12 protein-coding genes and 1 pseudogene are annotated in these 13,959 nt (G+C 62.3%); all 13 read right to left on the bottom strand.

The features are described 5' to 3' along the window. Positions 1 to 74: 74 nt before the first annotated feature. A complete protein-coding gene (gene rdgB / locus ACNQFG_RS07630; protein ID WP_332376488.1) occupies positions 75 to 710 on the bottom strand; it encodes an RdgB/HAM1 family non-canonical purine NTP pyrophosphatase in 636 nt (211 codons plus the stop codon). A gap of 12 nt (positions 711 to 722) precedes the next feature. After that, a complete protein-coding gene (gene ftsY, locus ACNQFG_RS07625) occupies positions 723 to 1,664 on the bottom strand; it encodes a signal recognition particle-docking protein FtsY (protein ID WP_423406507.1) in 942 nt (313 codons plus the stop codon). 104 nt (positions 1,665 to 1,768) lie between these two features. Continuing rightward, positions 1,769 to 5,326 (bottom strand): chromosome segregation protein SMC, encoded by a 3,558-nt coding sequence (gene smc, locus ACNQFG_RS07620; RefSeq protein WP_423406506.1) that lies wholly within the window; start codon positions 5,324 to 5,326, stop codon positions 1,769 to 1,771. After that, positions 5,327 to 6,001: a ribonuclease III gene (gene rnc / locus ACNQFG_RS07615; protein WP_423406505.1), complete on the bottom strand. Its 675-nt coding sequence runs from the start codon at positions 5,999 to 6,001 to the stop codon at positions 5,327 to 5,329. Between the two features lie 18 nt (positions 6,002 to 6,019). Continuing rightward, entirely contained in the window at positions 6,020 to 6,472 is a 453-nt protein-coding gene (locus ACNQFG_RS07610; RefSeq protein ID WP_423406504.1) for a hypothetical protein, read from the bottom strand. Continuing rightward, on the bottom strand, positions 6,418 to 7,032 hold the full coding sequence (locus ACNQFG_RS07605; RefSeq protein WP_423406503.1) for a hypothetical protein: 615 nt from the start codon (positions 7,030 to 7,032) through the stop codon (positions 6,418 to 6,420). The genes ACNQFG_RS07610 and ACNQFG_RS07605 overlap by 55 nt, the downstream gene beginning before the upstream one ends. A gap of 15 nt (positions 7,033 to 7,047) precedes the next feature. Further along, positions 7,048 to 8,421, bottom strand: coding sequence for a methylenetetrahydrofolate--tRNA-(uracil(54)-C(5))-methyltransferase (FADH(2)-oxidizing) TrmFO (trmFO, locus tag ACNQFG_RS07600; protein ID WP_423406502.1), 1,374 nt, complete (start codon positions 8,419 to 8,421; stop codon positions 7,048 to 7,050). A gap of 12 nt (positions 8,422 to 8,433) precedes the next feature. After that, positions 8,434 to 10,519 (bottom strand): annotated as a pseudogene (topA, locus tag ACNQFG_RS07595) (type I DNA topoisomerase). A gap of 127 nt (positions 10,520 to 10,646) precedes the next feature. Then, positions 10,647 to 11,801: a DNA-processing protein DprA gene (dprA, locus tag ACNQFG_RS07590; protein ID WP_423406501.1), complete on the bottom strand. Its 1,155-nt coding sequence runs from the start codon at positions 11,799 to 11,801 to the stop codon at positions 10,647 to 10,649. After that, the gene (locus tag ACNQFG_RS07585) at positions 11,798 to 12,580 is read right to left on the bottom strand and encodes a TrmH family RNA methyltransferase (protein WP_423406500.1); all 783 of its coding nucleotides are present in this window, start codon (positions 12,578 to 12,580) and stop codon (positions 11,798 to 11,800) included. Before ACNQFG_RS07585 ends, dprA begins: the two co-directional genes overlap by 4 nt. Positions 12,581 to 12,655: 75 nt before the next feature. Continuing rightward, positions 12,656 to 13,006, bottom strand: a complete 351-nt coding sequence (rplT, locus tag ACNQFG_RS07580) for a 50S ribosomal protein L20 (protein ID WP_005928218.1) — start codon at positions 13,004 to 13,006, stop codon at positions 12,656 to 12,658. Positions 13,007 to 13,060: 54 nt separating this feature from the next. Next, positions 13,061 to 13,264 carry a 50S ribosomal protein L35 gene (gene rpmI, locus ACNQFG_RS07575; protein WP_005928215.1) on the bottom strand — a complete coding sequence of 68 codons (204 nt, stop codon included), beginning with the start codon at positions 13,262 to 13,264 and terminating at the stop codon, positions 13,061 to 13,063. An 18-nt stretch (positions 13,265 to 13,282) separates the two neighbouring features. Then, positions 13,283 to 13,834 (bottom strand): translation initiation factor IF-3, encoded by a 552-nt coding sequence (gene infC, locus ACNQFG_RS07570; RefSeq protein ID WP_101956507.1) that lies wholly within the window; start codon positions 13,832 to 13,834, stop codon positions 13,283 to 13,285. Positions 13,835 to 13,959: the final 125 nt, after the last annotated feature.

Below are 13,959 nucleotides of genomic sequence, written 5' to 3'. Positions count from 1 at the left end.
TCCTTCAGTCAAAGCCTTACGGCTTTGCCAGCCCCCTCGGAGAGGGGGCTGTCTGCGAAGCAGACTGGGGGAGTTCATTCTGCCAGAAATCCCGGCAGCTGCTGTTCCAGCACCGCCAGCGCATTGCCGCGGTGGCTGATGGCATCCTTTTCGTCCGGGGTCAGCTGGGCGTAGCTGCGGCCCTCGGTGTTGGGGCGCTTATCGTGCTTTCCCACGCCGCAGTCGGTGGGGATGAACAGCGGATCGTAGCCAAAGCCGTAGTCCCCGCACAGCCGCTCAAAGGCGATGCTGCCCGGGCACTCGCCCATGCAGGTCAGATGCCGCCCATCCGGCAGGATGAAGCACACCGCGGACACGAATTTTGCACCCCGCTGCCCGGCAGGCACAGCCTGCATAGCGTCCAGAAGCTTGTCGTTGTTGGCTTCGTCGTCGCCGTGGCGGCCGCAGTAGCGGGCACTGTAGACGCCAGGCGCACCGCCCAGCGCCTCCACGCACAGGCCGGAGTCATCGGCGATGGTGGGCAGACCGCATGCCTTGCAGATGGTTTCAGCCTTGATGAGGGCGTTCTCGGCAAAGGTGGTGCCGGTCTCCTCCGGCTCGATGGTGATGCCCAGCTGCTTCTGGCTGACCACCTCGTGGCCCTGCGCTTCCAGAATGCGGCGCAGTTCGCGGAGCTTTCCGGCGTTGCCGGTAGCTGCACAAATTTTCATGGGTGTACCTCCTCAGTGTTTCCAGCCGGTGCGGGGGATGAGTTCCTCCACAAAACCTTCCGGGGTAAAGGGCAGCAGGTCGTCGATGCCCTCGCCCACGCCGATGAAGCGCACCGGCAGTCCCAGACGCTGCTTGACCGCCACCACGCAGCCGCCCTTGGCGGTGCCGTCCAGCTTGGTCAGGATGATGCCGGTAGCATCTGCAGCCTTGCAGAATTCCTTGGCCTGACTGATGGCGTTCTGGCCGGTGATGGCATCCAGCACCAGCAGCGTTTCAAGGCTGGCTTCCGGGCTGGCCTTCTTGACGCTGCGGCTGATCTTGGAAAGTTCTGCCATCAGGTTTGCCTTGTTGTGCAGACGGCCTGCAGTGTCGGCAATGACCATGTCATAACCGCGTGCGGTGGCAGACTTTACGGTGTCGAAAATGACAGCCGCCGGGTCTGCGCCCTCGCCTGCGCTCACAATGGGCACACCGGCGCGGTCGGCCCAGATCTCCAGCTGTTCGCTGGCTGCAGCACGGAAAGTATCGCCTGCGGCCAGCATCACCTTTTTGCCCTCGCGGGTGTAGTGATCGGCCAGCTTTGCAATGCTGGTGGTCTTGCCCACGCCGTTCACGCCAATGACCAGAATGACGGCGGGGTGGCCGTCCAGCTGCATCTCCGCTTCGGGGCGCATCTCGTCCGCGATGAGCTCACGCAGCTCATCCGCTGCCTGCTCACCGGTCTTCAGGCCCTTTTCGTGCACACGGTCGCGCAGCTTATCCACCAGACGCACGGCCACCTCGCCGCCCACATCTGCAAGGATGAGCTGCTCTTCCAGATCATCGTACATATCATCGTCGATGACGCTGCCGGTGAGGGTGTTGAGGATATTGCCCCAGAAACCAGTGCGGGTCTTTTCGAGGCCGTCTTTCATCTTGTCTTTTTCTTTTTTACCAAATCCAAAAAGTCCCATATCGGCTTTTCTCCTACGTTTTACTCCGTGCGGCCTCTTTCGAGGGCAGGCTGAGAGGTTCGTTTCCAATGCCTCGCGCTCTGAGAGGGTTTCTTTTATTATACCTACGAAACCAGCGTTGCGTCAACCTGTTCCAGATCAAGCTTGAGCAGCTTGGACACGCCGTCCTCCTGCATGGTAACGCCGTAAAGCACATTCGCGGCTTCCATTGTGCCGCGGCGGTGGGTGATGACGATGAACTGGGTCTTGTCGCTCACCCGGCGTAAGTACTGGGCAAAACGCACCACATTGGCATCGTCCAGAGCGGCTTCGATCTCGTCCAGAATACAGAACGGGGCCGGGTTGACCGCCAGAATGGCAAAGTAGATGCTGATGGCCACCAGCGCCTGCTCGCCGCCGGAAAGCGCTTCCAGATTCTTGATCACCTTGCCCGGCGGTGCCACCCGGATGCCGATGCCGCAGGACAGCACATCGCTTTCATCCTCCAGCACAAGGCTGGCTTCGCCGCCGCCGAACAGCTCGGTAAATACGCGGCCAAAGTTTTCGTTGATGGCGCGGAAGCTGTCGGAGAAGATCTCCCGCATCTGGCTCGACAGCTGCGAGATCATCCGGCTCAGCTCGTTCCGGCTGCCCTCCACATCCGCCACCTGCACCCGCAGGGTGTCGTACCGGGCCTTGACTTCCCGGTACTCCTCAATGGCGCGGACGTTCACGCTGCCCAGCGCACGGATCTTGTTCCGCACCTCGGCCACCTGCGCCCGCAGGGCAGGCAGGCTGTCGAAGTCCACACAGAGCGCTTCGGCCTGCGAGACGGTCAGCTGGTATTCATCCCAGAGCTTGGCGGCGGTGGCATCGTACTCGCTCTCCGCTGCCGCTTTCCGCTCGGCCAGACGGGCCATCTCCCGGCTCATCTCCTCCCGCTCATCGGCGGCGGTGCGGGCCCTGGCCAGCGCTTCGGTCTCAGCCTTCTGGCGGGTCAGGCGCTCTTCGGTGGCCCGGCGGATCTCTGCTTCCTTCGCAGCGATCTGCTCTGCGCTCTCACTCTTGGCCTTCCGGATGGCTTCGATCTCCGCCCGGCAGACCGCACTGCGATCGGCCAGCGCAGTCAGGCTCTCTTCCAGCGATGCTTTGCGGGCAGCAGCGTCTCTGGTGCGCTGTTCCAGCGCGGCGATCTGCGCCTGAGCCAGCTCGGCGTCCTTCTGGCGGGTGATCTGTTCCAGCCGCTTTGCGCTGAGCTGGTCGGCCAGCTCCCGCTGGCGGGTCAGGAAGGCATCGTCGCCCTCGGCGATGCGCTGGAGTTCCGCCGACTTTTCCGCAAGGGCCGCAGCGCACTCCGCCTCCTGCCCCTCGGCCTCGGCCGCTCTGGTGCGGCTTTCGGTCCGCTGGGCGTTGAGGGTGTCGATCTCCTTCCGGCGGGCGGCGAGGGCCGTTTCGGCCTGCTCCACGGCGGCTTCCAGCCGCTTCTGCTCCGCTTCGGCCCGGACCCGGTCGTTCGCAGCCGTGATCTGTTCGCTGTTCGCGGCGGTCAGCTCGGCGGAAACGGCATCCATCTGCGCCTTGCACTGGTCGGTCTTTTCCTGTGCAGCAAGGCAGTCTTTTTGTAACTTGGCCGCTTTCACCCGCAGCTCTTCCATCTCCTGCTTGCGAGTGAACAGGCCTGCGCTGCGCTGGACGCTGCCGCCGGTAAAGCTGCCGCCTGCATTGACGACCTGACCGTCCAGCGTGACGACCTTATTGTGGTAGCCGAGGTCCCGCGCCACGCGAGAAGCTTCGTTGATGTCGTCCACCACGATGATGCGGCCCAGCAGGTTCGATACGATGTTGTCATACCGGCGGTCGGCCTGCACCAGACTGGAGGCAAGCCGTGCCGTACCGGAGAGTCGGCCACGGAACACGCCGGGCTGGACGGTATCCAGCGGCAGGAAGGTGGCGCGGCCTGCATTGTCATTGCGCAGCAGGGCAATGGCCGCTTTGGCAGCGGCTTCGTTCTCTACCACGATGTTCTGCAGCGCACCGCCCAGTGCGGTCTCGATGGCGACCTCCCGGCCCGGTTCCACACGCAGGATGGCGGACACCGGCCCGATGATGCCCCGCAGGCGGCGTGCACCGGCAGCACGCATGACGGTCTTGACCGAGTTCTGGTAGCCGTCCATGTTCTTTTCCAGTTCCCGCAGCACGGAAAGGCGCTGGCGGGCCGCATCCAGTGCGCGGCTGAGCTTCTGCTCGTCGTCGTCAGCGGCATCCAGCGCGGCGCGGCGGGCCTTGTGCTTCAGTTCTAGGCCCGCGCGGACATTGGCCAGCTGTGTTTCGTTCTCTGCCAGCATCGCGCGGTACTTCACAGTATCCGCAAGGTCCTGCTTGGCGTCGTCCCGCTGGGCCGTCAGCGCCCCGGCGGCTTCTTCCAGCGCAGGCAGGCGGCTCTTCGCCGTTTCGGCAGCGGCCTCGGCGGCGGCTCTGGCCACCTGCGCTTCGGTGCGCCGGGCTGTCAGCGCCGTGATCTCCGCCCGCAGGCTGTCCTTCCGTGCCCCGCTGCGGTCGTTGTCGTGGGTCAGGCGGTCCAGTGCTTCGTTCAGTGCCGCCAGTTCTGCGGCCAGCTGCTGCCCGGCGGCTTCCATGGAGGCGGCCACCGCGCGGTGGCGCTCCAATGCGGCGGCGGCTTCGGTGCTGTCCTGCTGACCGGCAGCAAGCTCGGCCCGCAGTTCTTCGGCGCTCTCCTCGTTGCGGAGGATGTCGTTTTCCAGCACAGCGATACGGCTCTCCGACCCGCTGATCTGCTCGGTGATGCTGCGGATATCCCCATTCAGGCGCTCAACAGCAACCGTAAGCTGCTGTGCCTGCATCCGGATCTCCTCAGCCTCGCTCTCAGCGGCTTTGACCTGCCGGTCGAAGCGTTCATAGTCGGCCTGGGCCGTCTCGTGATCCCGCACCTGGCGGCGGACGGCCTCTCTGGCGCGGTGGACGTCGTCGGTCCAGAGCGTGACTTCCAGCGTCTTACGCTGCGCGCTCAGGGCAAGAAAGGTCTCGGCCCTGGCGCTCTCTTTTTCCAGCGGGCCTACCCGGCTTTCCAGCTCGCCAAGGATGTCCCGCAGGCGTTCAAGGTTTTCGCCCGCCGCAGCAAGGCGGCGTTCCGCCTCGGTCTTGCGGTAGCGGTACTTGGCAATGCCGCAGGCTTCCTCAAAGATCTCGCGGCGCTCACTGCTTTTTGCGGCCACGATCTCCGCAATGCGGCCCTGCCCGATCACCGAGTAGCCGTCGCGGCCAATGCCGGTATCCAGCAAAAGTTCGTACACATCCTTCAACCGGCACACCTGCCCGTTGATGGTATACTCGCTGTCGCCGGAGCGGTAATACCTGCGGCCGATGACAGCTTCGTCGGCGTCCAGATCCAGCGTGTGGGCGCTGTTGTCCAGCGTCAGCCGCACCTGCGCAAAGCCCATGGCTCCGCGCCGCCGGGTGCCGCCGAAGATCACGTCCTCCATCTTGCCTGCCGCGCGCAGCTGGCGGGAGCTAGTCTCGCCCAGCACCCAGCGCACTGCGTCCGAAAGGTTCGACTTGCCGGAGCCGTTGGGACCCACCACACCGGTAACGCCTGCGTCGAACCGAATTTTGACTTTATCGGGAAAGCTCTTGAAGCCCTGGATCTCCAGTTCCTTGAATACCATTTACTTTTCCTTTATCACACCCAGCAGCTTGAGCGCCTCACGGGCGGCATGCTGCTCTGCCACTTTTTTGCTGCGGCCTTCGCCACGGGCCACGCGGTCAGAGTTGAACCGCACAGCCACCACGAAATGCTTGTCGTGATCCGGGCCGGACTCCTGCTCGACCACGTAGCTGAGCTTTTCCTCCGGGTTCTGCTGCACGATCTCCTGCAGGCGGGTCTTATAGTCAGCCTCGGCGTGCTTGCCCTCGGTGATAAAGGGCAGGATGAAGCTGCGGGCCACATCCATGCCGCCATCCAGATACAAAGCCGCGATCAGCGCTTCAAACGCATCGGACACAACGCTGGGGCGGTTGCGTCCGCCGCAGCGCTCTTCGCCGCGGCCAAGGCGCAGGTACTCGCCCAGATCGATCTCCTGCGCGAACTGGAACAGTGCACCCTCGCTGACAAGGCTGGCGCGGATGCGGGTCAAATCGCCCTCCGGCCGGTCGGCATAGGCGTGGAACAGATAGTCTGCCGAGACGATCTGCAGCACGCTGTCGCCCAGAAATTCCAGCCGCTCGTTGTGCTTGACCGGGGTGCGGCTCTCGTTGGCATAGCTGGTATGGGTGAGCGCGATCTCCAGCAGCTCCGGGTTTTTGAACTTATAACCAATAATTGTTTCCAACTGATGGCTCATGGTCGTTTTTACTCCCTTTTATTCCTCAGTTTTCTGTGCCGCAGCCAGCTCGTCCAGCGCAGACTGCATGGTGCCGCACAGATCGTTCTCCACGCAGATCTTTGCCTGACGGATGGCGTTCTTGATGCCCTTGGCCTTGGAAGAGCCGTGGGCCTTGATGACCGGCTGCTTGGCCCCCAGGAAGGGTGCGCCGCCGTACTCCTCGCTGTCCATCTGGTGCTTCAGGTCTGCCACGCTGCCCTTGAGCAGCAGATAGGCCAGCTTGCCGCCGAGGTTTGCGAGGAACATTTGTTTCAGCATGCCCAGCAGCATTTTTGCCACGCCCTCAGTCAGCTTGAGGATCACATTGCCGGTAAAGCCGTCGCACACCACAACGTCCACTTCGCCACCCGGCACATCGCGGGGCTCGATGTTGCCTACAAAGCGGATGCCGGGGGTGGTCTTGAGCAGCTGGTGTGCTTCCTTGAGCATGGGGGTGCCCTTGCTCTCCTCCGCACCGTTGTTGGCGAGCGCCACGCTGGGCGGCGGCCTTCCACCCTGTTCACATAGCAGCTGCCCATGACAGCGAACGCCGCCAGCATCTCGGGGCGGCACTCCACATTGGCACCGCAGTCCAGCAGCAGATAGGCCTGCTTTTTGGCGGGCACCATGGTAGCCAGAGCCGGGCGCTTGATGCCCTTGAGGGTGCGCACGATGAGGCTTGCGCCCACATGCAGCGCACCGGTGCTGCCGGCGGAAACAAAGGCGTCGCCCTTGCCGTCCTTGAGCATGTTCAGGCCCACCACGATGGAGGAATCCTTCTTCTGGCGGATGGCGCGGGCAGGCTCATCGCACATGTCGATGACCTCGGTGCAGTTCACCAGCTCAATGCCGTCCAGCGGGATGCTGTGCTCGGCAGCGGTCCTGCGCACCAGCGCCTCGTTACCCACACCTACGACGGTGATGCCGTACTCTTTCACGGCCTGTGCGGCACCCTCCAGCACCGCCAGAGGGGCGTTGTCGCCGCCCATCATATCCACGATAATCTTCATAGTTTTTCTCCCTTCTTAAAGAGAAGTTTCATCCAGCCAGTGCTGGAAGCTGGCAACAGCGCGCTGAGCCTGTGCCATGTAACGCAGGCGCTTGTCCCGCGGGCGGCTCTCCTCCGGCAGCGGAGGAAGGATGCCCATATTCGCGCCCATGGGCTGGAAGTGCTTGTTCTCGGTGGTCAGGTACTGCACCAGCGCACCGCACATGGTATCCACAGGCGGGGCGGGCAGTTCCTTTCCTTCCAGCCGGGCATACAGGCTGCGGGCCGCCAGCAGACCACAGGCAGCGCTTTCCATATAGCCCTCAAAGCCGGTGATCTGCCCTGCAAAGAACACATTGGGGTGTTCTTTCAGGCACAGCTGGGCGCTGAGCACCCGGGGCGCATCGAGGAAGGTGTTGCGGTGCATGACACCATACCGCACGAACTCGGCATTTTCCAGCCCGGGGATCATGCTGAACACCCGCTTCTGCTCTCCCCACTTGAGGTTTGTCTGGAAGCCCACGATGTTATACAGGGTGCGTTCCTTATTTTCGGCCCGCAGCTGGACATTGGCCCACGGACGGTGTCCGGTATTGGGATTCACAAGGCCCACCGGGCGCAGGGGACCGAACCGCATGGTGTCGGCACCGCGTGCGGCCATAATTTCGATGGGCATACAGCCCTCATACACGGTGACGGTATCGGCCTTTTTGCCGTGGGCATCCGGGTCGGGCTGAGCAGACTGCTCGGCCCCGGTGTCAAAGTCGTGCAGAGGGGCACGCTCTGCCGAAGCGAGAGCTGCGTGGAAATTCTCGTATTCTTCCTTGTTGAAAGGGCAGTTCAGGTAGTCGGCCTCGCCCCGGTCATAGCGGGAGGCGGCAAACACCTTGTTGTAATCAAGGCTTTCGGCGGTGACGATGGGGGCCACAGCATCGTAGAAGTGCAGCCGCTCGTCCCCGGTCAAGGCCCCGATCTCATCGGCCAGTGCGCCATCGGTCAGGGGGCCGGTAGCCACCAGAATGGGGGCAGTCTCGTCAATGTGCTCCACCCGTTCCCGGTGGACGGTGATATTTTCACAGCTTTCCACCATGCGGGTCACTTCGGCGCTGAATGCGTCGCGGTCCACCGCCAGCGCACCGCCAGCGGCCACGCGGGCTGTCTCGGCGGCGGTCAACAGCTGGCTGCCCATCCGGCGCATTTCTTCCTTCAGCAGGCCGGAAGCAGAGTCCAGCCGCTCAGCTTTCAGGCTGTTGGAGCAGATCAGCTCTGCAAAGCCTGCGCTTTTGTGTGCGGGCGAAAAATGCACGGGCTTCTGTTCGTACAGGTCTACCTGCACGCCCTTGCCCGCCAGCCAGAGGGTGGCTTCACAGCCCGCAAGACCAGCGCCCAGCACGGTTACTTTATAGTTCATAGTTTTATCCTTTTAGTCCTTTTTCGGCACTGGCATCTCGTAGCCGCAGCCTTCCTTTGCGCAATACAGCTTGGAGCCTTTGCGGAACATGGTGCTGCCGCACTTGGGGCACTTGGTGGGCACCGGCATGTCCCATGTCATAAAGTCGCAGTCCGGGTAGCGCTCGCAGCCATAATAGATGCGGCCCTTGGAGCTCTTGCGCTCCAGCATACGGCCCTTGCCGCACTTGGGGCAGATGCCGCCGGTATCCTTGACCAGCCGCTTTGTGCCCCGGCACTCCGGGAAGCCGCTGCAGGCCAAAAACTTGCCGTACTTGCCCACCTTGATGACCATGGGCCGGCCGCACAGGTCGCATACCTCACTGGAAGGCTCATCCGGCACCTTGACCTTCTTGCCTTCCATGTTCTTTTCGGCCTGCTCCAGACTGGCGGCAAAACCCTGATAGAAGTCATCCACCGTCTTGTGCCAGTCGGCCTTGCCGCTCTCGATCTTATCCAGATTCTTCTCCATCTGGGCAGAGAAGTCCACGTCCACGATGTGGGGGAACTGTTCCAGCATCAGGCCATCCACCGCCCGGCCCAGCAGAGTGGGCTTGAGCTTTTTCTGGTCGCGCTCCACATAGCCGCGGTCGATGATGGTGGTGATAATGGGTGCGTAGGTGGAAGGACGACCGATGCCGTTTTCTTCCAGTGCCTTGATGAGGGTCGCTTCGGTGTAGCGGGCGGGCGGCTGGGTGAACTTCTGCTCGCTCTTCAGGTCGCGCAGCTTCAGCACCTGACCCTGCTCCAGCGGAGGCAGGGCGGTCTCCTTCTTTTCCTTTTCGTCGGTAGCTTCCTCGTACAGGACGGTGAAGCCGTCAAAGGTAACGGTATAGCCGCTGGCCTTGAAACGGTAGTTCCGCCGCGCTGACCGTGACGGACACGGTGTCCTGCTGGCAGTCTGCCATCTGGCTGGCCATGAAGCGGCTCCAGATCATGCGGTAGAGCTTTGCGGTGTCGCCGCTGATGCTCTTGTCTACCTCGTCCGGTGTCAGGGACGGCACCGAGGGACGGATGGCCTCGTGGGCATCCTGTGCGGCAGTGGCGCTCTTGGTCTTCCATGTGCGCTTGTAGGGGCAGATATAGGCTTCACCGTAGGCCCCTGCGATATATTCCTTTGCGGCGGCAACGGCTTCATCCGAGATGCGCAGGCTGTCGGTACGCATGTAGGTGATCAGACCCATGGTGCCGTGGCCCGCAATGTCCACGCCTTCGTACAGGGTCTGGGCAGCGCGCATGGTGCGGGTGGCCGTAAAGCCCAAGCGGCGGGATGCCTCCTGCTGCAGGGTACTGGTGATAAAAGCCGGAGTGGGCTGCTTTGCCCGCTTGCCCTTTTTCAGCTCTGCCACCACGTACTCGGCCCCTTCCAGACCCTTTTCAATGGCGCGGGCCTCGGCTTCGCTTTTGGGCAGCAGCTTTTTGCCGCTGGCATCGGTGGCCAGCCGGGCGGTAAAACTCTTGTGGCCTGCGCCGAGGGTGGCATCCACGTTCCAGTATTCGTCGGGCTTGAAACTCTCGATCTCCTTTTCGCGGTCATCGATCAGGCGCACGGCCACGCTCTGCACGCGGCCTGCGGAAAGGCCCCGGCGCACCTTGCGCCAGAGGAACGGGCTGAGCTTGTAGCCCACCAGACGGTCCAGCACACGGCGGGCCTGCTGTGCGTTGAACAGATCTTCGTCGATGGCGCGGGGATGGGCCATGCCCTCCTTCACGCCCTTTTTGGTGATCTCGTCAAAGGTCACGCGGTTCGGCTCGTGGGGGTCCAGCCCCAGAATGTTTGCCAGATGCCAGCTGATGGCTTCGCCCTCACGGTCCGGGTCGGTTGCCAGCAGCACGCCGTCTGCGTGTTTGGCCTTGCTCTTCAATTCCTTGATGAGCTTTTCCTTGCCTTTGATGCTGATGTACTGTGGGGCATAGCCGTGCTCCACATCGATGCCCAGCTGGGAAGCGGGCAGGTCACGGATATGGCCCATGCTTGCGGTGACCTCGTAATCATCGCCCAGATACTTGCCAATGGTTTTCGCCTTAGCAGGCGACTCCACGATAACCAGTTTTGACATAGTTTCTCTCCTATATAAAAAACCTTGCCATCTGCTGCCCGGCCTGCCAAAGGCTCCCCGCTCCGGGGCACTGGCATCGCGCAGCGATGACTGAGAGGTTTGAATGCTCAACTTAACATGTGCGCACCTAGCGCAGAATATACCGTTTACCCGGCAGGCAGGCCACCCGGCCGGTCAGCTCCAATTTCATGAGCGTACCCAGCAGCAGCGCGGTGGGCAGGCCGCTTTGCAGGCCCAGTTCCTCCACGCCCTTTGCTTTGGCCCCGATGCAGGAAAGCACCTTCCGCTCGTTCTCGCTCATCGCGGCAGGTGCCGGGCGGGGCACCGCCGGGCGAAGCGCAGCCGGGGTCAGGTGGAGCGTCTCAAACAGATCTTCCGCCTTGCAGACGGCCTTTGCCCGCCCTTCCCGCAGCAGGCCGTTTGTGCCTGCGGAATTGGGCGAGTAGATGCTGCCTGGCACCGCGAACACCGGCTTGCCATAGCGTTCGGCGTGAGACACGGTGGACATGGTGCCGCTTTTTTCCTGCGCTTCCACCACCAGCAATGCAGACCTGAGCGCCGCAATGAGCCGGTTGCGCTGCAAAAAGCCCACGCGGCCAATGGCTGCGCTCTCCGGCGGATACTCGCTGATAACGCAGCCGTTGGCCTCGATCTTCCGGCGCAGTTCCCGGTTGGTGGCGGGATAGGTCTTGTCGATCGGGACGCCCAGCACCCCGATGGTAGGGCGGTCTTCCCGCACGGCAGCGCGGTGCCCAGCGCTGTCGAGGCCGTCGGCCAGACCGCTCACCACGATGGCACCGGCTCTGGCCAACCCCCGCCCGATGTCCTCTGCGGCCTGCAGGCCGTATTCGGTAGGCTTGCGGCTGCCCACGATGCCCACCGCGCCCGGCTCGTTGAGCCAGAGCGGATCGCCGGTGCAGTAGAGCACCAGCGGCATATCCGGGATGCGGGAAAACGCCAGCGGATAGTCCGGGTCTTCATAGGTCAGGATGCGGATATTCCGGGCCGCACACCGCCGCGCAAAGGCGCGGTAATGCTCCGGCGTGTGGTCGGGCAGGAGCGCCCGCTGCGCTGCCCCCGGCCCTGCCGCGCGGCGGAACGCATCGCTCCCCCGCTGCTCCCACGCCTCCTGCGCCCCGCCAAACGCATCCAGAACGCTGCCGTTGTGGCTGCTGCCCACGCCCAGCGTCCCGGCCAGCCAGAGCCAGCAGAGCAGCGGGTCGGGGGCCGGTTCGGGCGGGAAGAAGCTGGTCTGACCCCAGGCAGGGTCCGGCCCGCTCATAGGCTTTCCTCCCGGAAATGCCACAGCAGGATGCTGCCCGCAATGCCGGCGTTCAGGCTTTCCACCCGGTCGGTCATGGGGATGCGCACCGTGCTGCTGCAGGCAGCAATGGTCTCATCGGTCAGGCCCTGACCCTCGCTGCCGATGACGACGCAGACGCCGCCGGGGTAGCTTGCCTGCGCCGCGCTCAGCGGCTGAGACTTGTACAGCGCGGCAGCAAGGCAGGTGATCCCCTTTTCCCGCAGGGCTGCGATGGCCTCCGGCAGGGCTCCGGCCTCAATGACCGGCACCCGCACCGCCGCACCCATGGAAGCGCGCAGGGTCTTGGGGGCATACACACTGGCACAGCCGTCGCTCAGGATCACACCGTCAAAGCCAAAGGCCGCAGCAGAGCGCAGCAGGGTGCCCACATTGCCGGGGTCCTGCACTCGTTCCAGCGCCAGATACCGCCCACCGGCCTTCACTTCGTCCAGTGTGTGCACCGGGGTGCGGAACACGCCGAACACCCCCTGATGGGTGCCCACATCGGCCAGCTTATCAGCCACATGGTCTTCCACAAGGTAGTGTTCACCGGGCAGCGTGAGCAGCTCCGGGCATTTTTCGGCAGCGGCCCCGGTGTAGAACAGCGTTTCCAGCTCAGCCCCGCGGCAGAGCTCCGGGCAGAGCTTGCGGCCCTCGGCCAGAAAGCGGCCCTCGCTGCGGCGGAATGCCGCGCTGGAAGAAAGGCGGCAGGCGTATTTGATCTTTGCGTTTTCCCGGCTGGTGATTTTTTCGTCCATGCAGGCTCCTCCCGAATCCAGAAAGATACAAAACGGACGCCCGCGTATACGCGCGGGCGTCTTTGTCAAGTTCTATTAGGCGTTCTTGACGGTCTCGACCAGAGCTGCAAAGCTCTTGGGATCGTTAATAGCCATCTCAGACAGCATCTTGCGGTTCAGCTCGATGCCAGCCTTCTTCAGACCAGCCATGAAGGTGGAGTAGTTCATGCCCAGAGGACGAACTGCGTTGTTGATGCGGCAGATCCACAGGTTGCGGAACTGACGCTTCTTCATGCGGCGGCCAGCCAGAGCGTAGTTGCCGCTCTTCATGACCTGCTGCTTGGCCATCTTAAAGTGCTTGCTCTTGCAGCCGTAGAAGCCCTTGGCCAGCTTCAGCATCTTCTTACGACGTTTGTGAGTCATGGTTGCGCCCTTGATACGTGCCATTTTTTATATCTCCTTTAGTTGTCTCAATAGAATGTGTTTGCCTGCGGCTCGCTCTTAGGCGTAGGGCAGCATGCTCTTGATGGTAGCTGCGTTGGTCTTATCAACGTAGCTGGGCTGACGGTAGCCACGGGTCAGCTTGGTGGTCTTCTTGGTCAGGATGTGGCTGCGGAATGCGTGGCCGCGCTTGATCTTGCCGTTCTTGGTCAGCTTAAAGCGCTTCTTAGCGCCGGAGTGCGTCTTCAGTTTCATCTTAGCCATTTTAGTTTCCTCCTAAAATTAGTCCTTATTGGGTTTCGGGATCAGCAGAATGGACATCGTGCGGCCCTCGAGCACCGGCGGCTTATCGGTGGATGCCTGAGGCAGAGCCTCGGCAAAACGTTTCAGCACGTCTGCGCCCAGAGCACTGTGCGCCATTTCACGGCCGCGGAAGCGGATCGAAACCTTAACCTTGTGGCCAGCTGCCAGGAACTTGGCAGTCTGGTTCAGCTTGGTATTGAAGTCGTTGGTGTCAATGTTGAGCGAAAGGCGGGTCTCTTTAACTTCGACCACCTTCTGGTTCTTCTTGGCTTCCTTCTCCTTCTTCTGCTGTTCAAAACGGTACTTGCCGTAATCCAGCACCTTGCACACAGGCGGAACAGCCTGCGGTGCGATCTTGACCAGATCCAGACCAGCATCTTCAGCAGCGCGCATGGCCACCTGAATGGACACAACGCCCTTCTGCTCGCCGTCTGCACCGATCAGACGGACCTCACGGTCACGGATCTGACCGTTGATCTCCAGTTCCTTCGACTTTCCAGCGGTAGCGATAATGAATGCACCTCCAAACAAAATCCATTTTGTTGCAATATTTGGCATAGAAAACGCGGCCGCCCATTTTCAGGACAGCCGCGCAAAAATTCACTCAAAAGCGCAGTTCGCACAAAACGAACCGGTTTTCGTATAGCCCGGAGGAT

The sequence above is a fragment of the Faecalibacterium prausnitzii genome (assembly GCF_049532945.1).
GTDB classification, from domain to species: Bacteria; Bacillota; Clostridia; order Oscillospirales; family Ruminococcaceae; genus Faecalibacterium; species Faecalibacterium prausnitzii_N.
This window is presented reverse-complemented; position numbering and strand designations above follow the sequence as displayed.

Coding starts and splice junctions, on each gene's coding strand:
- rdgB (WP_332376488.1), bottom strand. CDS start 710: ATGAAAATTTGTGCAGCTACCGGCAACGCCGGAAAGCTCCGCGAACTG.
- ftsY (WP_423406507.1), bottom strand. CDS start 1,664: ATGGGACTTTTTGGATTTGGTAAAAAAGAAAAAGACAAGATGAAAGAC.
- smc (WP_423406506.1), bottom strand. CDS start 5,326: ATGGTATTCAAGGAACTGGAGATCCAGGGCTTCAAGAGCTTTCCCGAT.
- rnc (WP_423406505.1), bottom strand. CDS start 6,001: ATGAGCCATCAGTTGGAAACAATTATTGGTTATAAGTTCAAAAACCCG.
- ACNQFG_RS07610 (WP_423406504.1), bottom strand. CDS start 6,472: ATGCTCAAGGAAGCACACCAGCTGCTCAAGACCACCCCCGGCATCCGC.
- ACNQFG_RS07605 (WP_423406503.1), bottom strand. CDS start 7,032: ATGAAGATTATCGTGGATATGATGGGCGGCGACAACGCCCCTCTGGCG.
- trmFO (WP_423406502.1), bottom strand. CDS start 8,421: ATGAACTATAAAGTAACCGTGCTGGGCGCTGGTCTTGCGGGCTGTGAA.
- dprA (WP_423406501.1), bottom strand. CDS start 11,801: ATGAGCGGGCCGGACCCTGCCTGGGGTCAGACCAGCTTCTTCCCGCCC.
- ACNQFG_RS07585 (WP_423406500.1), bottom strand. CDS start 12,580: ATGGACGAAAAAATCACCAGCCGGGAAAACGCAAAGATCAAATACGCC.
- rplT (WP_005928218.1), bottom strand. CDS start 13,006: ATGGCACGTATCAAGGGCGCAACCATGACTCACAAACGTCGTAAGAAG.
- rpmI (WP_005928215.1), bottom strand. CDS start 13,264: ATGGCTAAGATGAAACTGAAGACGCACTCCGGCGCTAAGAAGCGCTTT.